This window comes from Nonomuraea sp. NPDC048901 (genome assembly GCF_040649695.1).
In the GTDB taxonomy this organism is placed as follows: Bacteria; Actinomycetota; Actinomycetes; order Streptosporangiales; family Streptosporangiaceae; genus Nonomuraea.
The window spans coordinates 40,681-60,587 of the sequence record NZ_JBEZFW010000018.1; the positions used below are offsets into that span (position 1 = coordinate 40,681).

At 69.3% G+C, this 19,907-nt stretch carries 16 protein-coding genes; 4 read left to right on the top strand and 12 right to left on the bottom strand.

Features of this window, described 5'->3' with window-relative positions:
• Window position 1: 1 nt before the first annotated feature.
• From alaS to AB0C30_RS44450, 5 genes are all read right to left on the bottom strand, one after another.
• A complete protein-coding gene (alaS, locus tag AB0C30_RS44430) occupies window positions 2-2,674 on the bottom strand; it encodes an alanine--tRNA ligase (RefSeq protein WP_357955536.1) in 2,673 nt (890 codons plus the stop codon).
• A 17-nt stretch (window positions 2,675-2,691) separates the two neighbouring features.
• A complete protein-coding gene (locus tag AB0C30_RS44435) occupies window positions 2,692-2,922 on the bottom strand; it encodes a hypothetical protein (RefSeq protein ID WP_225298225.1) in 231 nt (76 codons plus the stop codon).
• Window positions 2,919-3,293 (bottom strand): DUF948 domain-containing protein, encoded by a 375-nt coding sequence (locus tag AB0C30_RS44440; RefSeq protein ID WP_357955538.1) that lies wholly within the window; start codon window positions 3,291-3,293, stop codon window positions 2,919-2,921. The genes AB0C30_RS44435 and AB0C30_RS44440 overlap by 4 nt, the downstream gene beginning before the upstream one ends.
• Before the next feature lie 259 nt (window positions 3,294-3,552).
• Entirely contained in the window at window positions 3,553-4,854 is a 1,302-nt protein-coding gene (locus tag AB0C30_RS44445; RefSeq protein ID WP_357955540.1) for a replication-associated recombination protein A, read from the bottom strand.
• A 179-nt stretch (window positions 4,855-5,033) separates the two neighbouring features.
• Window positions 5,034-5,513: a hypothetical protein gene (locus AB0C30_RS44450; protein WP_357955542.1), complete on the bottom strand. Its 480-nt coding sequence runs from the start codon at window positions 5,511-5,513 to the stop codon at window positions 5,034-5,036.
• 152 nt (window positions 5,514-5,665) lie between these two features.
• Here AB0C30_RS44450 and AB0C30_RS44455 point away from each other — a divergent pair, with 152 nt between their 5' ends.
• Complete coding sequence (locus tag AB0C30_RS44455; protein ID WP_357955544.1) at window positions 5,666-6,583, top strand: peptidylprolyl isomerase; 918 nt, start codon at window positions 5,666-5,668, stop codon at window positions 6,581-6,583.
• Between the two features lie 67 nt (window positions 6,584-6,650).
• Here AB0C30_RS44455 and aspS read toward each other — a convergent pair whose 3' ends face one another.
• The 3 genes from aspS to AB0C30_RS44470 are packed head-to-tail and all read right to left on the bottom strand — an operon-like array spanning window position 6,651 to window position 10,334.
• Window positions 6,651-8,387: an aspartate--tRNA ligase gene (gene aspS, locus AB0C30_RS44460; protein ID WP_357955546.1), complete on the bottom strand. Its 1,737-nt coding sequence runs from the start codon at window positions 8,385-8,387 to the stop codon at window positions 6,651-6,653.
• A complete protein-coding gene (gene hisS, locus AB0C30_RS44465; protein WP_357955548.1) occupies window positions 8,384-9,643 on the bottom strand; it encodes a histidine--tRNA ligase in 1,260 nt (419 codons plus the stop codon). The genes aspS and hisS overlap by 4 nt, the downstream gene beginning before the upstream one ends.
• 10 nt (window positions 9,644-9,653) lie before the next feature.
• Complete coding sequence (locus tag AB0C30_RS44470) at window positions 9,654-10,334, bottom strand: MBL fold metallo-hydrolase (protein WP_357955550.1); 681 nt, start codon at window positions 10,332-10,334, stop codon at window positions 9,654-9,656.
• Window positions 10,335-10,473: 139 nt separating this feature from the next.
• On the opposite strand from AB0C30_RS44470, the gene AB0C30_RS44475 reads away from it, so the two are divergent.
• The 3 genes from AB0C30_RS44475 to AB0C30_RS44485 all read left to right on the top strand — a co-directional run bounded on the left by AB0C30_RS44475 (window position 10,474) and on the right by AB0C30_RS44485 (window position 13,946).
• On the top strand, window positions 10,474-11,367 hold the full coding sequence (locus AB0C30_RS44475; protein ID WP_357955552.1) for a peptidylprolyl isomerase: 894 nt from the start codon (window positions 10,474-10,476) through the stop codon (window positions 11,365-11,367).
• Window positions 11,368-11,427: 60 nt separating this feature from the next.
• Window positions 11,428-12,657, top strand: a complete 1,230-nt coding sequence (locus AB0C30_RS44480; protein ID WP_357955554.1) for a DUF349 domain-containing protein — start codon at window positions 11,428-11,430, stop codon at window positions 12,655-12,657.
• A 173-nt stretch (window positions 12,658-12,830) separates the two neighbouring features.
• The gene (locus AB0C30_RS44485; protein ID WP_357955556.1) at window positions 12,831-13,946 is read left to right on the top strand and encodes a cupin domain-containing protein; all 1,116 of its coding nucleotides are present in this window, start codon (window positions 12,831-12,833) and stop codon (window positions 13,944-13,946) included.
• Window positions 13,947-13,959: 13 nt separating this feature from the next.
• Here AB0C30_RS44485 and AB0C30_RS44490 read toward each other — a convergent pair whose 3' ends face one another.
• From AB0C30_RS44490 to secD, 4 genes are all read right to left on the bottom strand, one after another.
• The gene (locus tag AB0C30_RS44490; RefSeq protein WP_357955558.1) at window positions 13,960-16,149 is read right to left on the bottom strand and encodes a bifunctional (p)ppGpp synthetase/guanosine-3',5'-bis(diphosphate) 3'-pyrophosphohydrolase; all 2,190 of its coding nucleotides are present in this window, start codon (window positions 16,147-16,149) and stop codon (window positions 13,960-13,962) included.
• 175 nt (window positions 16,150-16,324) lie between these two features.
• Window positions 16,325-16,843 carry an adenine phosphoribosyltransferase gene (locus AB0C30_RS44495; protein ID WP_357955560.1) on the bottom strand — a complete coding sequence of 173 codons (519 nt, stop codon included), beginning with the start codon at window positions 16,841-16,843 and terminating at the stop codon, window positions 16,325-16,327.
• Window positions 16,844-17,070: 227 nt separating this feature from the next.
• Window positions 17,071-18,060 carry a protein translocase subunit SecF gene (gene secF, locus AB0C30_RS44500; protein ID WP_357955562.1) on the bottom strand — a complete coding sequence of 330 codons (990 nt, stop codon included), beginning with the start codon at window positions 18,058-18,060 and terminating at the stop codon, window positions 17,071-17,073.
• 1 nt (window position 18,061) lies between these two features.
• Window positions 18,062-19,879, bottom strand: a complete 1,818-nt coding sequence (gene secD / locus AB0C30_RS44505; protein WP_357955564.1) for a protein translocase subunit SecD — start codon at window positions 19,877-19,879, stop codon at window positions 18,062-18,064.
• Window positions 19,880-19,907: the final 28 nt, after the last annotated feature.

Here is a 19,907-nt window from a genome sequence, read left to right on the forward strand (position 1 = left end):
GTCAGCCGAGCTGCTCCGCGATGGCCTGCTCGACCAGTCGCAGCGCGTCGCCGACCGCCTCCGGTCGTGTGCCGCCGCCTTGCGCGACATCGTCCTTGCCGCCACCGCCACCCCCAAGCGCCTTGGCGGCGACGCCGACCAGTCGCCCGGCCTTGAGCTGACGCTCACGTCCCGCCTCGTTGACCGCGGCAACGACCACGGGCCGGTCGGAGGGGACACCCGCGATCACGATGACCGCCGGTCGGTCGGCCGGGAATCTGCCACGCACATCAAGCGCGAGCTTACGCAGGTCATCGGCTCCGGTGCCGTCAGGCGCGCGGTGCGTCACCACGAAGACTCCGCCCAGGTCACGAGCCTGCGCCGCCAGCTCGCCCGCCACTTGGAGCACCTGCGCGGACCGAAGCCGCTCCAGCTCCTTCTCGGCGGTGCGCAGGCGGGTGACGATGCCCTCGACGCGCTCGGGCAGCTCCTCGCGGCGCGCCTTGAGCTGCTCGGTGAGCTGGGCGACCAGCACGCTCTCGCGCGCCAGGAAGCGGAAGGCGTCGATGCCGACGAGCGCCTCGACACGGCGCACACCGGCGCCGACCGACTGCTCGCCGAGCACCTTGACCAGGCCGAGCTGGCCGGAGCTGTGCACGTGGGTGCCGCCGCAGAGCTCGCGCGAGTAGTCGCCGATCTCCACGACGCGGACCTCGTCGCCGTACTTCTCGCCGAACATCGCCAGCGCGCCCATCGCCCTGGCCTCCGTCTGGGAGGTGTAGAAGGCGTTGACCTTGAGGTCGTTGACGAGGACCGCGTTGACCTCGTCCTCGACGTCGCGCAGCACGCTCGGCGGCACCGCGCCCGCCGCGGTGAAGTCGAAGCGGAAGCGGCCGGGCGAGTTTTCCGAGCCGGCCTGCGCCGCCGTCTCACCCAGCGCGTTCTTGAAGCCGCGGTGGACGAGGTGGGTGGCGCTGTGGCTGCGCGAGATCGCGCGGCGCCGCTCGATGTCGATCTCCGCCTGGGCCTCGTCGCCGACCTTGAGCTCGCCCTTGCGGATCCGGCCGCGGTGCACGACGAGGCCCGCGAGCGGCGTCTGCACGTCGCGAATCTCCACCTCGGCGCCGCCGGTGCGGATCACGCCCTGGTCGGCGAGCTGGCCGCCGCCCTCGGCGTAGAAGGGGGTGCGGGAGAGCACGATCTCCACGTCGGTGCCCGCGCCCGCCGCGGGGACCGCGCCGCCGTCGACCAGGATGCCGACGATGCTCGTGTCGGCCTCGGTCTGGTCGTAGCCGAGGAACTCGACCCGGCCCGCCTTCTCCAGCAGCTGCCCGAAGACGGAGATGTCGGCGTTGCCGGTCTTCTTCGCCGCCGCGTCGGCCTTGGCGCGGTCGCGCTGCTCCTTCATCAGGCGGCGGAAGCCCTCTTCGTCGACCTGGAGCCCGTGCTCGGACGCCATTTCGAGCGTGAGGTCGATCGGGAAGCCGTAGGTGTCGTGCAGCTGGAACGCCTGCTCGCCGGAGAGCATCGAGCCGGACTTGCGCTTGGTCTCCTCCACCGTGACGTCGAACATGGCGGTGCCGGTGCGCAGCGTGCCGAGGAAGGACGCCTCCTCGGCGTCGATGACCCCGTGGATCTGCGGCGCGTCCGCCTTCAGCTGCGGATATTGCTCGCCCATGACCTCGATCGCGACCTCGGTCAGCGCGTGCATGTAGCGCTCGTCGCCGGAGCCGAGCAGGCGCAGGTTGCGGACCGAGCGGCGCAGGATGCGGCGCAGCACGTAGCCGCGGCCCTCGTTGCCGGGCATGACGCCGTCGGCGACCAGCATGGTGCCGGTGCGGACGTGGTCGGCGATCACTCGCAGGCTGACGTCGGAGCGGTGGTCACGGCCGTAGCGGGTCTTGGTGAGCTCGGCGGCCTTGTCGAGGATCTTGTAGGTGGTGTCGATCTCGTAGATGTTGTCGACGCCCTGCAGGATCGCCGCCATGCGCTCCAGGCCCATGCCGGTGTCGATGTTCTTGGCGGGCAGCTCGCCGACGATGTCGAAGTCGACCTTGCTACGGACCTCGCCGAGCTGGTCCTGCATGAAGACGAGGTTCCAGACTTCGAGGTAGCGGTTCTCGTCGGCGATGGGGCCGCCCTCGCGGCCGTATTCGGCGCCGCGGTCGTAGTAGATCTCCGAGCACGGTCCGCCGGGGCCCGGCACGCCCATGTGCCAGTAGTTGTCTTCGAGGCCGCGGCGCTGGATGCGCTCGAGGGGCAGCCCGACCTTGTTGTGCCAGATGTCGAGCGCCTCGTCGTCGTCGAGGTAGACGGTCGCCCACAGGCGGTCGGGGGGGAAGCCGAAGCCGCCCTCGGACTCCGGCTTGGTCAGCAGCTCCCAGGCGAACGGGATCACTTCGGCCTTGAAGTAGTCGCCGATGGAGAAGTTGCCCAGCATCTGGAAGAACGTCGCGTGCCGGGTGGTCTTGCCGACCTCGTCGATGTCGGGGGTGCGCACGCATTTCTGCGCGGTGGCCAGCCGGTCCGCCGGAGGCTTGCGCTGCCCCAGGAAGTACGGCTTGAAGGGCACCATACCCGCGTTGACCAGGAGAAGCGTCGGGTCCTCAGCGATCAGGCTGGCCGAGGGCACTACCTTGTGCCCACGCTCCTCGAAGAAGCGTAGGAAGCGGCGCGCGATCTCTGCCGACTCCATGGTGGCCATCCTTTGCGTTAGTCGTTGCTTTCAGGGTTGTCGAGCCCGAAACGGGCCCGCAACTCGATTTCGCGCTCCGCGGCCTCGCCGAGCGCGTCAGAAGTAAAGTCTCTCACCCGTCCGAGCATGCTCGCGGCGCCGCCGACGGTCCTGCGGGCCACGTGGTTGGGGTGGAGCGCCTGCAGCCTGCGCATCACCCAGAGGGTCAGCAGCGCGCCGAGCGACAGGTAGAACAGCCGTCTGATCATCGCCCTCGGCCCGCCTTGCGCGGCCTGCGGACCTCGATGGCCCTGCGTACACCGTAGCCGATGGAGGAGACCTTGATCAGCGGTCCGGTGAAGACGGTCTGGGTGACGGCGCTGAGCTTGGCGGCGTGGGAGCTCACCTGCTTGACGTCCTTGGCGATGGCCTCGACGGCCACCAGCTGCCGGTTGGTCTCGTTGACCGTCAGGCTCATGTCGTCGAGCAGCGGCGCCATGCGGGCGCTCAGGTCGGCCACCGCCCTGCTGGTCGCGGTGATCAGCCGGGTGAGCTTGACCAGCACCATGACGAGCACGCAGACCAAGACGATCCAGCCCGTGGCGGCGATCAGCCCGGCGACCTCTCCAGCGGTAAGCATCCGCTCATCTCCCTCGTACGCTGGGCCGGAACGGCAAGAACCCTATCGCGTTCGACGGCCCAGATTACTGGTGACGCCCGGCTCCATCAGGCCGCCACGTCGGCGGCCCCCGTTTCCCCGCTCGAACGGACCGGCCCGCGAGCGACACCGACCCCGAGGCCGACCAGCCGAACCCCGGCCCGTGCCGGACGGCCAGAAGTTCGTCTAGAGCCCGCCAGAAACCCGTCAACGGCCCGCCCCGGAGCCCGCCAAGCGACCGTCAAGAGCCCCGCAGGAAGTCACGTATCCGAGCCCACCGCTCGGCCAGCACGCCCTCCCCGCCGTGCTTGGTGGGCTCGTAGTAGCGCTTGCCGCGCACCTGCTCGGGCGCGTAGTCCTGGCGGACCAGCCCGTGGTCGAAGTCGTGCGGGTATTTGTAGCCGTCGCCGTGGCCCAGCTTGGCGGCGCCCGGATAGTGGGCGTCGCGCAGGTGGCCGGGCACCTGGCCGATCAGGCCGCGGCGTACGTCGCCGATCGCCGCTCCGATGGCCTTCACGACGGCGTTGGACTTGGGCGCCAGCGCGCAGTGGAGGACCGCGTGGGCCAGGTTGATCTGGCCCTCCGGCAGGCCGATGAGCTGCACGGCCTGGGCCGCGGCGACCGCGGTCTGCAGGCAGGTCGGGTCGGCCAGGCCGACGTCCTCCGAGGCGAAGATGACGATGCGGCGGGCGATGAAGCGCGGGTCCTCGCCCGCCTCGATCATGCGGGCCAGGTAGTGGAGCGCGGCGTCGGCGTCGGAGCCGCGCATCGACTTGATGAAGGCGCTGATGACGTCGTAGTGCTGGTCGCCCTGCCGGTCGTAGCGTACGGCCGCCTTGTCGACGGCCTTCTCCACGACCTCGACCGTGATGTCGTCGGACAGCAGCGCGGCGGCTTCGAGGTAGGTCAGGGAGCGGCGGGCGTCGCCGCCGGCCAGGCGTACGAGATGGTCGACGGCCTCGGGGGCGACGGTGGCGCGGCCGCCGAGGCCGCGTTCGTCGGCCACCGCCCGCTCCAGGACCGCGCGGATGTCGTCGTCGGTCAGGGACTCGAGCGTGAGCAGCAACGAGCGCGACAGCAGAGGGGAGATGACCGAGAAGAAGGGGTTTTCGGTGGTGGCGCCGATGAAGGTGACCCAGCGGTTCTCGACGGCGGGCAGCAGGGCGTCCTGCTGGGCCTTGTTGAAGCGGTGGACCTCGTCGACGAAGAGCACGGTCTGCCGGCCGCTCATGCCCAGCTCGCGCTTGGCGACGTCGATGGCGGCGCGTACGTCCTTGACCCCGGCCGAGACGGCGGAGACCTCGACGAAGCGCCGCTTGGTGACGTTGGAGACGACGTAGGCGAGCGTCGTCTTGCCGGTGCCGGGCGGCCCCCACAGGAAGAGCGACATCGGCGCCTCGCTCTCGACGAGCCTGCGCAGCGGGGTGCCCGCGCCGAGCAGGTGACGCTGGCCGATCACCTCGTCGAGCGTGCGCGGCCGCATCCGGACCGCGAGGGGCTGGGGTGTGGCCTCCTCAGCCGCCGAATCGAACAGACTCTCCACAACGCGAGTTTACGGGGTGGACCGCGTCCAACGGTCCACCATCAGGCAAGCGGGCGTCGGTCCACCACCAGGCACACGGGCTTCGGTCCAAGGAGCGGGCCAGGCATCACAGACAACCCTTTCACCACAAGCGAGCGGCCCGGGCATCCCAGACAGCTCTTCCACCACCAGGGAGCGGGCTACGCACCCCAGACGGCTCTCGCGCCCGAGTCACCGGCCCGGAAGACGAAGTAGCCGACCACCACGGCCAGCAGCACCGTCACGCCGGACAGCACGAGGGTGACAGGGCGGCCGAACCTGTCGCCGAGCGAGCCGCGACTCGGGCTCGTGGCGTAGACGAGCAGCAACGCGGCGACTCCGAGGCCGGCCGTCGACAGGAGCAATGGGTTGGCGAAGCTCTCATGGGTCTCGATCCGCTGGCCCAGGGTGCCGTCGACCGAGGCGAAGCGGGACGCCTTGAGGCTCTCGCCGCTCTCCTTGGCCGCGAAGACGGCCACAGGCGCCCCCAGGGAGAGCAGTACCACCGCCCAGGCCAGCAGCGGCCGCCAGCGGTGCAGGATCGTGTACGCCACAGAGGCGGCCGCGAGGAGCGGGGTCAGCACCACGGCGAAGTGGATGATCAGCGGATGGGCGGGCAAGCCGAAGATCTCGTCGAACATGTCTGCACTCCTAGTTCTCATTTCAACTACGAATGGCGACACGATATGGTTCGCGGTCCATCCCGTCACTACGAGTGGTTTCCTCCTCTTACGTCCGGCACATCGCAGGGCCGGTAGCATTCCCGGAGTTGTTTGGTCATGTACTGGCAAAAGTGGAGGACATACCGGTGAGCGGCGAGGACGACCGCCAGAGCCAGTTGGCTCGGGAACACAAGGAGCGGCAGGAGCAGCGCGCGGCGGCGGACAGCGCCAAGGGGAAGCGGAACGTCTTCATCGGCGCGGGCTTGGCCGTGGTCGTGGTGGCGGGCGGCATCTTCGCCGCGACCACGCTGGTCAACAAGGATGACGCGGGCAAGAAGGTCTCGGCCGAGAGCACTCCGTCGGCCTCCACGCCGCCCAGCGCCGCACCCTCGCCGACGCCGTCGCTGTCCTCGATACCGAAGAAGACCGGCAAGATATCCTGCACCTACAAGCGGGACACCTCGGACGTACCGATGAAGTACGTGGGCCTGCCGGGCAGCCACCCTAACATGAAGCTGAAGACGATGACCGTCTTCACCAACCACGGCAAGATCGTCATCGACGTCGACCCGGCCGCCACCCCCTGCTCGGTCAACTCGATGGACTTCCTGGCCAAGAAGAACTTCTACAACAACACCAAGTGCCACCGCCTGGTGACGCCGGAGACGGCGGGGCTGTTCCTGCTGCAGTGCGGCGACCCCAAGGCCAAGGCCGACGGCAAGAACCCGACGGACGGCCAGGGCACGGCGGGCTACGTCTACCAGGACGAGGCCGTCGGCGCGATTCCGTACACCCGCGGCGTGGTGTTCCTCACCCAGCCGCAGGACGCGGCCGGGCAGAACAGCAGCCAGTTCGCCATCTCACTGTCGGACGAGAACTCGCAGATCGAGGGCCAGTACTCGGTGCTCGGCATGGTCCGCTCGGGCCTGGAGATCATTGAGAAGGTCGCCAAGGACGGCGTCATCGTCAACGACCAGGACATCGTCGGCGACGGCGGCTCGACCGCCCCGAAGAACCCGATCATCATCGAGAAGGTCACGCTCCGCTAGCCGGACACGAAGAGGGCGCCCCGCCTCTCCTGAACCGGAGAGGCGGGGCGCCCTCTTTCGTCGTCGGTCAGCCTTCGTTCTTGGGCTTGGCGTCGACGCCCGCCTCCTTGCGCTGGTCCACCGTGATGGGCGTGGGCGCGCCGGTGAGCGGGTCGAAGCCCGAGGCGGTCTTCGGGAAGGCGATCACGTCGCGGATCGACTCACCGCCGGACAGCAGCATGCAGATGCGGTCCCAGCCGTAGGCGATGCCTCCGTGCGGGGGCGGGCCGTACTTGAACGCCTCCAGCAGGAAGCCGAACTTGTTCTCGGCCTCCTCCTTGGAGATGCCCAGCACATCGAAGACCCGCTGCTGCATCTCCGCCCGGTGGATACGGATGGAGCCGCCGCCGATCTCCATGCCGTTGCAGACCATGTCGTAGGCGTAGGCCAGGGCCTCGCCGGGGTGGTCCTGGAAGTTGTCCGCCCATTCGGGCTTGGGGCCGGTGAACGGGTGGTGCACGGCCGTCCAGCCGCCCTCGCCGTCCTCCTCGAACATGGGCGCGTCGACGACCCACAGGAACGACCACAGCGACTCGTCGATGAGGCCACAGCGGCGGCCGATCTCCAGCCGGGCCGCGCCGAGCAGGTCGCGCGCCGCGTTGCGCGCGCCGGCCGCGAAGAAGACCGCGTCGCCCGGCTGGGCGCCAACCTTCGCCGCGAGTCCGGAAATTTCCTCTTCTGAGAGGTTCTTCGCCACCGGGCCGCCGAGCGTGCCGTCCTCCTGGACGAGCACGTACGCCAGGCCCTTGGCGCCGCGCGAGCGCGCCCAGTCCTGCCAGCCGTCGAGCTCCTTGCGGGTCTGCGAGCCGCCGCCCGGCATGACGACCGCGCCCACGTAGTCGGCCTGGAACACGCGGAAGGAGGTGCCGGCGAAGTAGTCGGTCATCTCGACGAGCTCCTGGCCGAAGCGCAGGTCGGGCTTGTCGGAGCCGTAGCGGGCCATCGCGTCGGCGTAGGTCATGCGGGGCAGCGGCGTCGGGATCTCGTGGCCGACCGTCTCCCGCCACACGCGGCCGATGAGCTTCTCGCCGACCGCGATGACGTCTTCCTGGTCGACGAACGACATCTCGACATCGATCTGGGTGAACTCCGGCTGCCGGTCGGCCCGCAGGTCCTCGTCGCGGTAGCACTTGGCGAGCTGGTAGTAGCGCTCGAGCCCGCCCACCTGGAGCAGCTGCTTGAACAGCTGCGGCGACTGCGGCAGCGCGTACCAGTTGCCCGGCTGGAGCCGGACCGGCACCAGGAAGTCGCGCGCGCCCTCAGGCGTGGACCTGGTCAGCGTCGGCGTCTCGACGTAGACGAAGCCGAGCTCGTGCATGACCTCGTTGGCCAGGTAGGTGGCCTTCGAGCGAACCCGCAGGGCATTGGCCACCTGCGGGCGGCGAATGTCGAGATAGCGGTATTTGAGGCGGGCCTCCTCGGAGACGCCCGCGCTGCCCTCGATCGGGAAGGGCAGCGGCGCGGACTCGCTGAGCACCTCGACCCGCTCGGCGACGACCTCGATCGCACCGGTGGGCAGCTCGGGGTTCTCGTTGCCCTCCGGCCTGACCCGGACCTGGCCGACCACCTGCACGCAGTATTCGGCGCGCAGGTCGTGGGCGTGGTCCTCCTCGCGGAAGACCACCTGCGCCGAGCCGGAGGCATCGCGCAGGTCGATGAAGACCACACCGCCGTGATCACGGCGCCTGGCCACCCATCCTGCCAGCGTCACCTGCTGCCCGGCGTGCTCCTCTCGGAGCGACCCGGCGGTATGCGTGCGCATCACTGCACTTTCCCCTTCAAGACATCGACGACCTGGGCCAGCGGCACCTCGGTCTGCTCAGCGGTGGTCAGGTCCTTCAGTTGTACGGCCTGCGCGGCCAGGTCACGCTCGCCCAGGATCAGCGCGAACCGGGCACCCGAGCGATCGGCGCCCTTCATCGCGCCCTTGAGCCCCTTGCCGCCGTAAGCAAGGTCGGCGCTGACGCCCGCCTGGCGCAGCTCGGTCACGAGCAGGAACATCCGGCGGCGGGCTTCGTCACCCAGCGGGACACCGTACACCTGGACGCGTCCCGGTGCGCTCTCGCCGATCAACCCCTCGGCCTCCATGGCGAGGAACGTGCGATCGACGCCCAGCGCCCAGCCGACGCTGGGCAGGGGCGGCCCGCCGAGCATCTCGCTCAGCCCGTCGTAGCGTCCGCCGCCGCCGACCGCGGACTGCGAGCCGAGCCCGTCGTGCACGAACTCGAACGTGGTGCGCGTGTAGTAGTCGAGCCCGCGCACCAGCCGCGGATCGTCCTCGTAGGCCACGCCCGCGGCGCTCAGCAGCCCGCGGACCTCCTCGTGGTAGGACTTGCAGGCGGCGCACAGGTGGTCGACGACCAGGGGCGCGCCGGTCAGCTGCGCCTGCACCTCGGGCCGCTTGTCGTCTAGCACCCGCAACGGATTGATCTCGATCCGGGCCCTGGTGTCGGCGTCGAGGTCGAGCCCGCGCAGGAACTCCTGCAGCGCGGCCCGGTAGGCCGGCCGGCAGGTCTTGTCGCCCAGCGAGTTGATCAGCAGCCGGACGCCCGTCAGGCCGAGCGCGGCGAAGCCCTGGGCGCCCAGCACGATGATCTCGGCGTCGAGCGCGGGATCCTCGGAGCCGAGCGCCTCGGCGCCGACCTGCCAGAAGTGACGGTAGCGGCCCTTCTGGGAGCGTTCGTAGCGGAACTGACTGCCGGAGTACCACAGCTTGACCGGGAGCTGGCCGTTGTGCAGACCGTGCTGCAGGACGGCGCGTACGACCGACGCGGTGCCCTCTGGACGCAGCGTCAGGGAGCGGCCCGCCTTGTCGGGAAAGGTGTACATCTCCTTGGACACGATGTCGGTCGACTCACCCACGCCCCTGGCGAACAGCTGGGTGTCCTCGAACACCGGCGTCTCGATGTAGCCGTAGCCGGCTAGCCGCGCGGGCGCGACGAGTGCCTCGCGCACGGCGAGGACCTGCTCGGAGCGGGGCGGCAGCCAGTCGAAGGTGCCCTTTGGCGCTTGGAAACTCATGAGATCCCTGTTAGATGCCTCGTGTGGGACCGGCGTGCGGCGCGGCTTCCTTCAGATATGGATTGGTGGCGCGCTCGTGGCCGATCGTGGTCTGTGGTCCGTGGCCCGGCAGGACGACCGTATCGTCAGGCAGCGGCAGGCACTTGCCGGCCAGGCTGCGCAGGATCGTCGGGTAGTCGCCGCCCGGCAGGTCGGTGCGGCCGATGGAGCCGGCGAACAGCAGGTCACCCGAGAACAGGATGTCGTCATCGGGCAGCCGGAAGCTCACCGACCCCCTGGTATGGCCGGGGGTGTGGTCGACCACGAGCTCCAGCCCGGCCAGCGGCAGCACGGCGCCGTCGGACAGCTCCCGCACGTCGTCGGGCTCGCTCAGCGTGATGCCACCGAACATCGCCGAGCTCGACGGCGACCAGCCCGCGGCCGGATCGCTCAGCAGGTGGCGATCGTCGGGATGGATCCAGGCGGGCACGTCGCGCGCGCCGCAGACCGGGGCCACCGACCAGACGTGGTCGAGGTGTCCGTGGGTGAGCAGCACCGCCACCGGCTTGAGCCGGTGTTCTCTCAGCAGTTCCTCGACCCCGTCGACCGCGTCCTGACCTGGATCGACGATCACGCACTCCTCGCCCGCTGCGGGCGCGACGACGTAACAATTGGTCTGGAAGGCCCCTGCGGGGAAGCCTGCGATGAGCATCTGCCTCAGCTGATCTCGTCAAAAAAGCCAATGGGAATGTAACCGAAGGGTACCGGTGCGGGTCGCCGGGCTGCGAATCATTACCCGTTGGCCGATACGATTCGCCCACCTCAGTTGATTGACTATGGGAGGCAAAGCGGTGGCCACGGGGAAGGACCGGCAGAAACAGCTGGCACGCGAGCACCACGAGCGGCAGCTGGCACGCCGTCTCGAACGCGAGCAGCGCGCCAAGCGCACGGCGATCATCGGCTCCACGGTAGGCGTGGTCGTCGTGGTGGGGGGCATCGTGGCGGCGGTCGCGTTGCTGGGCGGCGGCGATGACTCGAAGACCGACGCCGCCGCGACGGCGCAGCCTTCGACCTCCGCCCAGGACACGGCGGCGCCCACGGCCTCGGCTTCGGCCGCCGCCGGGCCCAAGCCGTTCGACGCCAAGACCGGCACCTGCGACTACGTCGCCGAAAAGGGCGGCGGCGTGGTCAAGGACGTCGGGCTGCCGCCGAAGAAGGTGAAACTCAAGCCGGCGACCAAGACGATGACGCTCAACACCAACCTGGGCGACATCGAGGTGCAGCTCGACAACGCCAAGGCGCCGTGCACGGTCAACTCGCTGGCCTACCTGGCGGAGAAGAAGTTCTACGACGGCAGCAAGTGCCACCGGCTCGGCAGCGCCCAGTTCCCGATGCTGCAGTGCGGAGACCCGCAGGCCAAGGCCGACGGCAAGGGCGAGTCGGACGGCGCGGGCGGCCCCGGCTACGTCATGGCCGAGGAGAACCTCAAGGGCGCCACCTACAAGCGCGGCGTGATGGCGATGGCCAAGACGCAGGCGCCGGGCAGCACCGGAAGCCAGTTCTTCCTGGTCTTCGGCGACCTCGGACTCACCCCGGATTACACACCGGTGGGTACCATCACCAAGGGTCTGGACATCCTAGACAAGGTGAACAAAGCAGGTGTCATCACTCCCATGCAGGATGGTACGGGCGCACCTAAGGAAACCGTCGAAATCAAAAGCGTGACATTCTCTGGCAAGAGCTGACGTAATACAAACTAGGGACAGTAGTCCCGAAGGGTCTGATGGATAGTGCGGGAGGACACGGTGAGCACCGACCCGTGGGGCCGGGTAGACGACGACGGCACCGTCTACGTGCGTACGGCTGAGGGAGAGCGAGCCGTCGGGTCCTGGCAGGCCGGTGAACCGGACGAGGCGCTGGCCTACTTCCATCGCAAGTACGACGAGCTGGCCGGCCAGGTCACGCTGCTGGAGCAGCGGCTGAAAGGCACCGACCTGGCCCCGGCGCAGGCCGAGGCCAGCATCGTCAAGCTCCGCGAAGCGGTCGCCGACGCGCACGCCATCGGCGACCTCGCCGCGCTGACGGCCCGTCTCGACGGCCTGACGGAGGCGGTCGCGCAGCGGCGCGAGGAGGTCAAGGCCGCGCGCGAGCACGCGCGCGCCGAGGCCAGGACGGTCAAGGAACGCATCGTCGACGAGGCCGAGCGCATCGCCGACGAGACCACCCACTGGAAGTCGGGCGGTGAGCGGCTGCGCCAGCTGGTCGAGGAGTGGAAGGCGGCCGACCGCATCGACCGCGTCACCGAGGCGGCGCTGTGGAAGCGGCTGTCGGCCGCCCGCACCGCCTTCGCCAAGCGGCGCAAGCAGTACTTCGCGGGGCTCGACGAGCAGCGTGAGGGCGTACGCGCGGAGAAGGAGCGCATCGTCGCCGAGGCGGAGGCGATCGCCGACTCGACCGACTGGGGCACGACGGCGGCCGTCTACCGCGACCTGATGCAGCGCTGGAAGAGCGCGGGCCGGGCGTCGCGGGAGGCCGAGGACGAGCTGTGGGCGCGCTTCAAGGGCGCCCAGGACCTGTTCTTCCAGGCCCGCTCGGCGGTGTTCGCCGAGCGCGACGCGTCCCTGGCGGCCAACGCCGAGCTCAAGGAGGTGTTGCTGACGGAGGCCGAGAAGATCCTTCCGGTCACCGACGTCCGCACGGCCAGGGCGGCGCTGCGCCACATCCTGGAGCGCTGGGAGGCGGCCGGTCCGGTGCCGCGCGAGCAGCGCGACCGCCTCGAAGGCGGCCTGCGCAAGGTGGACGACGCCGTGCGCAAGGCCGAGGACGCCGAGTGGAAGCGGTCCAACCCCGAGGCCAGGGCCCGCGCCCAGAGCACGGTCGACCAGCTGCGCACCTCGATCGAGCAGCTGGAGAAGCGCCTGGCCAAGGCTCAGGCGGCCGGACGCGCCAAGGACGTGAAGGAGGCCGAGGAGGCCATCACGGCCCGCCGCTCGTGGCTGGAGGAGGCCGAGCGGACGCTGGCCGAGTTCAGCTGAGGTTCGCGAAGATCCACTGAGGGCCGATCCACTGAGGTTCGCGCCGATCCGCAGGCGAAGGGGGTCGCCTGCGTACCCGGCGCCCGGCATGTCCTGCGTTGGGGCTGTCCGGCGTCGGGGATGCCCCGTGTTCGGGGTGCCCGGCCGGCTCGGGGAGTTCTAAGGTGTTGGGCATGGAACCTGTGCCCGCCGCGCGCGCCCTGGTCGCCGAGCTGTTCCCGGACGCGCTCTACGCCTTCCTGGGCGGCAGCGCGCTGACCGGCCACCGCACGAGCCGGTCCGATCTCGACGTGGTCGTGGTGCTGGACGGCCTGGCCGTGCCCTACCGCGAGTCGCTGCGGTGGCATGAGTGGCCGGTCGACCTGCTGGTGCACACCGAGCTGAGCCTGACCGGCTGGGCCGACCGCGATCTGGCCGCCCGCTGGCCGACCCTGCCGCGCCTGTGCGCCGAGGGCGTGGTGCTCACCGACCGGGCGGGCCGCGCCGCCGAGGTCCAGGCGGTCATGCGCGAACGCCTCTCCGCCGGTCCCGCCCCCGCCGCGCCCCGGATGCTGGACCGGGCCCGCTACGTCCTGTCGGACCTGCTCGACGACCTGGCGGGCGCGACGGACCCGGGCGAGCTGGCGTTCATCCGCTGGCAGGTCGTCGAGGAGTCGGCCCGGCTGGCGCTGACGTCCGCGGGCCGCTGGCACGGCTCGGGCAAATGGCTGCTGCGCGAGCTGCGCGCGTACGACGCCGCGCTCGCCGACGAACTGCTGTCCGCCCACGACGATCCGGTACGCCTGGCCGCCACGGCAGGAAGCGTGCTGGAGCAGGCCGGAGGGCGCCTGTGGGAGGGCTACCGGGCCGATGGGGACCCGTTCCACCAGCGGCTGCGCCACATCGCCTCAGGCGATCTGACGTCCGAGACCGCCCAGAGCTCCGGCATGCACCGCCTGGCCGCCGTCAGCGGGCGTACGGCCGGGTCCGGCAAGCTGTGGATGGGCCAGACCCACGTCGCCCCGTCGACGCGCTCGGCCGATCACCACCACGGGGAGTCGGAGACGGCCATCTACGTGGTCAGCGGCACACCGTCGTTCGTGTTCCTCGACCCCCAGGACGCATGCGAGACGCGGCTGGAGACGAAGCCCGGTGACTATATCTTCGTCCCGCCCTATGTCCCGCACCGCGAAGAAAATCCCGATCCGGAGCAGGAGGCCGTGGTCGTCATCGCCCGCAGCACGCAGGACGCGATCGTGGTCAACCTGCCCGATCTCTCCACCCACCTGAGCCGCCGGCCCGGCACCTGATCTCCTGGTCCGGCTACGTGCTCGCGCCGCTGACCCGGTAGACGTCGAAAACGCCCTGGATGTTGCGGACGGCCTTCAGCACATGACCGAGATGCTTGGGATCGCCCATCTCGAAGGTGAACTTGCTGACCGCCACCCGGTCCCGCGACGTGGTCACCGAGGCGCTGAGGATGTTGACGTGCTGGTCGGACAGGGTCCGGGTGACATCGGACAGCAGGCGGGGCCGATCGAGGGCCTCGACCTGGATGGCCACCAGGAAGACCGAGTCGTCGCCCGGCGACCAGCTCACCTCCACCAGGCGGTCGGGCTGCGACTTGAGCTGCATGATGTTGGTGCAGTCGGCGCGGTGCACGGACACGCCGTGCCCCCGGGTGACGAAGCCGACGATCTCGTCGCCGGGCACCGGGGTGCAGCACTTCGACAGGCGTACCCAGACATCGGAGTCGCCCGCGACGACCACGCCCGCGCCGCCGCCCCGGGGACGGCCGCGCAGGCGCGTCGGGAGCGAGGTCTCGGCGATGTCCTCCTCGGCGCTGTCGACGCCGCCGATGGAGGCCACGAGCTTCTGCACGACCGTCTGCGCGGCGACGTGCCCCTCCCCCACGGCCGCGTAGAGCGCGGACACGTCGGGATAGCGCAGGTCTCGGGCCAGGGCCAGCAGCGACTCGCCGGACATCAGGCGTTGCAGCGGCAGCCCCTGCTTGCGCATGGCCCGGCCGATGGCCTCCTTGCCCGCCTCGATCGCGGTCTCGCGGCGCTCCTTGGAGAACCACTGGCGGATCTTGTTGCGGGCGCGGCCGGACTTGACGAACTTGAGCCAGTCGCGTGACGGACCGGCGTCGGGCGACTTCGAGGTGAAGATCTCGACCGTGTCGCCGTTGCCCAGCCGCGATTCCAGCGGCACCAGGCGGCCGTTCACGCGGGCGCCGATGCAGCGGTGACCGACCTCGGTGTGGACCGCGTAGGCGAAGTCGACCGGGGTCGCCCCCTCCGGCAGCGCCACCACCTGGCCGCGCGGGGTGAAGACGTAGACCTCGGAGACCGACAGGTCGAAGCGGAGCGATTCCAGGAACTCGCCCGGGTCGGAGGTCTCCTTCTGCCAGTCGAGGAGCTGGCGCAGCCAGGCCATGTCGCTGCCCGGCTTGACCTTGCCGGCGGGGCCCGGGGCGCCGACCTCCTCTTTGTACTTCCAGTGGGCGGCCACGCCGTATTCGGCCCTGTGGTGCATGGCGTGCGTGCGGATCTGCAGCTCGACGGGCTTGCCCTCGGGACCGATCACCGTGGTGTGCAGCGATTGGTACATGTTGAACTTGGGCATCGCGATGTAGTCCTTGAACCGGCCGGGGACCGGGTTCCAGCGCGCGTGGATCGTCCCAAGGGCCGCGTAGCAGTCGCGCACGCTGTCGACGAGGACTCTGATGCCCACCAGGTCGTAGATGTCGTCGAAGGCCACGTCCCTGGCGATCATCTTCTGGTAGACCGAGTAGTAGTGCTTGGGCCGGCCCTTGACCAGCGCGCGGATCTTGGCGTCGCGCAGGTCGCCGGAGACCTTCTCGATGACCTCCTGCAGGAACAGGTCCCTGCGCGGGGCCCGCTCCGACACCATGCGCGCGATCTCGTCGTAGCGCTTGGGGTAGAGCATGGCGAAGGCGAGGTCCTCGAGCTCCCACTTGATGGTGTTCATGCCCAGGCGGTGGGCCAGCGGGGCGAAGATCTCCAGGGTCTCGCGGGACTTCTGGTGGCGCTTGTGCTCGGGCAGGTAACGCATCGTGCGCATGTTGTGCAGCCGGTCGGCCAGCTTGATGATCAGCACCCGGATGTCGCGCGACATCGCCACGACCATCTTGCGCACGGTCTCGGCCTGCGCGGCGTCGCCGAACTTGACCTTGTCGAGCTTGGTGACCCCGTCGACCAGTGAGGCGATCGTCTCGCCGAAGTCGCCGCGCAGCTCGTCGAGGCCGTAGGCGGTGTCCTCGACGGTGTCGTGCAGCAGGGCCGCGCACAGCGTCTCGTCGTCGGTGCCCAGCTCGGCCAGGATGGTGGCCACGGCCAGCGGGTGGGTGATGTACGGGTCGCCGCTCTTCCGCTTCTGGTCGCGGTGATGGTAGGCGGCGACGTCGTAGGCGTGCTCGATCAGGCGCAGGTCGGCCTTGGGGTGGGTGGCGCGAACCGTCCTGAACAGCGGCTCCAGCACCGGATTCATGGCCCCACCCCCAAATCGCCGTCGACGCACCGCCGGGACACCGGGCGCCGTCTCGGCACTCCCAGCGTCGGTTACGTCGGGCACGACCACATCACGGGGCACACAGACTCCTTACTATCGAGTCCAGGCCCCCCAGTGTATCCAGGTGACAAACCTGGCCTCTCTCGGGGCGGGCTCAGACGATCACAAGGGAGCGCAAATCCACTCCCGCGAGACGCTCGCGTCCCTTGAGAAAGGCCAGCTCCATCAGTACGGCGACGCCGACGACCTCGGCACCGGCCCTGCGCACCAGTTGTACGGTGGCCTCCGCCGTGCCGCCGGTGGCGAGCACGTCATCGACGATGAGCACCCGGTCGCCTTCGGCGAAGGCGTCGCGGTGCACCTCGATGGTCGCGGATCCGTACTCGAGATCGTAGGACTCCTCCAGGGTTTCGGAGGGGAGTTTGCCCTTTTTTCTGATGGGCACGAATCCGGCCCCCGCCCGGTAGGCCACCGGAGCGGCCAGAATGAAGCCCCGCGCCTCGATCCCGACGATCTTGTCCACGTCGAACGCGCCGGCCAGTTCGTCGACCACGGCCGTGAACGCCACCGGGTCGGCCAGCAGCGGGGTGATGTCCTTGAACATGACTCCCGCCTGGGGGTAGTCGGGAACGTCCCTGATCCGGTCGCAGATCAACGAGCTCAGGTCGCTCATGACGGCACTCCTTCGGTTGACCGCCTGGCGGTCCTCTCCCACGACTGACGGCCTCCATGATGGCCCATCCGACGGACCACCGGCGCCTGCCGGGGGGTGGTAAGTGGCATTCACCCGGTTATGTCCGGCCCTGTGAGGGCCCTCAGGGCTTCTACAAGCCGACGCCCCCGCCCATCTGGGCGGAGGCGTCGTTCACGCGTGTGCGGGCCCGTGTGGGCCGAGCCGGGCTAGCCCTTGGCCGTCGCCGCGCTCTTGGCGCCCTTGCCACCCTTGGTGCCGGTGGAGGCGAGCCGCCTGGCGATGGCCTGGTATCTCGGCTCCCGCTCCTTCAGCGTCACCAGCAGCGGCGTGGCCACGCACAGCGAGGAGTAGGTGCCGACGATCATGCCCACGAACAGGGCCAGCGACAGGTCCTTCAGCGTGCCCGCGCCGAGCAGCGTGGTGCCGATGAACAGGATCGCCGCCACCGGCAGGATCGCGACCAGCGAGGTGTTCAGTGATCGGATCAGCGTGTGGTTGAGGGCGTTGTTGGCCGCCATCGAGTAGGTCTGCTTCGACGTGGTGCCCAGCTTGGCCGTGACTTCCTTGATCATGTCGAACACCACGACCGCGTCGTAGAGCGAATAACCAAGGATGGTCAGGAAGCCGAGCAGCGTCGCGGGCGTGACCTCGAAGCCCGACCAGGCGTAGACGCCCGCCGTGATGACGAGGTCGTGGATGAGCGCGACGATGGCGGCCAGCGCCATCTTCGGCTCGAACGCCATGGACAGGTAGAGAATGATCGCCAGCATGAAGACGCCCAGGCCGATCCACGCCTTCTTGGAGACCTCACCGCCCCAGGACGCGCCGATCGACTGGATGTCGACGTCCTTGACCGGGACGCTGAAGTCCTTCGCGATGCCGTTCTGGACCTTGGTCACCGCCGCCGTGTCAAGGGTCTCAGTGGTGACCCGCCAGCGGTCGCCGGCCGTCTGCACGATCGGCTGGTGCACGCCCTCGTCGAGGAAGGAGGAGCGGACCTGCTGGATGGTGGCGGTCTGCGCCTTGAAGGAGAAGACCGACCCGCCCTTGAACTCCACGCCCAGGTTGAGCCCGTTGATGAGCAGCCCGGCGAGGGAGACGATCAGCAGGAAGCCGGAAAGGCTGTACCAGAGCTTCCAGCGGCCGACGAAGTCAACGTCGATCTCGCCGCGGTAGAGGCGACGCCCCAGTCCCATCTCAGGCCTCCTGCGGGGTGGTCGTACGGCCGGTGGTGCCAAGGTCCTGGCTCATACGCTCGGAGTCGAGGCCGGACAGCGGGTGACCCTTGGCGAAGAACTTGAGCTTGGCCAGCACCGCGATGAGCGGCTTGGTGAACAGGAACACGACCACGATGTCGATCAGCGTGGTCAGGCCCATCGCGAACGCGAACCCGGCCACACCGCCCACGGCCAGCAGATAGAGCACGATCGCGGCGATGAACATGACGGCGTCGGCGATCAGGATCGTGCGCCGCGCACGCACCCAGGCCACCTCGACGGCCGCGCGCAGCGTCCGCCGCCCTTCCTTCATCTCATCTCGGATGCGTTCGAAGTAGACGATGAAGGAGTCGGCGGTGATGCCGATCGAGACCACCAGGCCGATGATGTGCGGCAGCGACAGCCGGAACCCGGCGTTGTGGCCGAGCACGACCACCGCCGTGTACGTGATGATCGTGGCGACCGCGAGGCTGAGGACGGCGACGATGCCCAGGCCGCGGTAGTAGAACAGCGAGTAGAGCACCACGAGGGCGAGGCCGAAGGCGCCGGAGATCAGGCCGCCCATGAGCTGGTCCTGGCCGAGCGTCGAGGACACGGTGTCGATCGAGCTGGGGTTGAACTTCAGCGGCAGCGCGCCGTACTTGAGCTGGTCGGCCAGGTCGGTGGCGGTCTTCTGGGTGAAGCCGCCGGTGATCTCGGCGCGGCCGCCCGGGATCGGGCCGATGATGTTGGGCGCGGTGATCACGACGCCGTCGAGCACGACGGCGACCTTGTTGCGCGGCTCCTTCGAGTTGTACGCGGTCGAGGTGAGCTTGCTCCACTCACTCGCGCCGCTGCTCTTGAAGTCGAGCTGGACGAGCCACTGCGTGCTGCCCTGCTGGACGCCGGCGCTGGCCGAGGAGATGTCGGTGCCGACGACCTTGGCCACGTCGAGGACGTACTTGAGGCTGCCGTCGGACTCACACGCGGCGAACTGCTTGGCCGGGTCGTCCTGGACGCCCTTGCCGCGGTTCTTCGGGTCGCTGCAGTCGAGCTTGTTGAACTGCGCGAGCACGGCCGGGTCGATGCCCTGGGTGTCGATCCCCGCGGTGGGGTCCTGGGTGGGCGGCTGGCCGCTCGACGTCGGGGTGGGCGCCGGGGTGGCCTTGGCGTCCTTCTGGCCCTTCTTGGTGTCCTGAGCCTTCGGCGTCTCCTGGGCCTTGGGCGCCTCGGTCGCCGGAGCGCCGGCCGACGGGGTGGCCGTCGGCGCGACGAGCGCCGAGGACAGGGCCTTGCCCGTGGGCGACGTGCTGGGCTTGGGGGCCCCAGCAGACGAGGACGGCTTGGCCGACGGCTTGGAGGTTGCCGTGCTGGACGGGGCGGCGGACGGCGAGGTGCCCGGCTTGGGGGCCTCGGTGGCGAGCTCCTGCGGAGTCTGCGTGGCCGCCATGGCGAGCACCTGGCGGAAGCGGAGCTCCGCCGTGGTGCCGACCAGCTTGATGACCTCCTCCTGACCCGCGCCCGGAACGGAGATGATGATGTTGTCGCCTGACTTGGCGACCTCCGCGTCGGACAGGCCGGTGCCGTTGACCCGGTCGCGGATGATGTTCACCGCGCGGTCCAGGATCTCCTCAGGCGGGGCGGCGCCGTTCAGGGTCACGGGAGACAGAGTCACCGTCGTGCCGCCGGCGAGGTCGAGTGCCAGCTTGGGCGTGAACGCCTTCTGCAGGAACATCGTCCCACCGAGGGCGATGATGAGCGCCAGCAGCACCAGGAGCGTTCGCCCCGGTCGGCTGTGGCGGCTGGTCGGTCGGGCCACTGGTCGTCAGTCTTTCAGATAGGGGTTT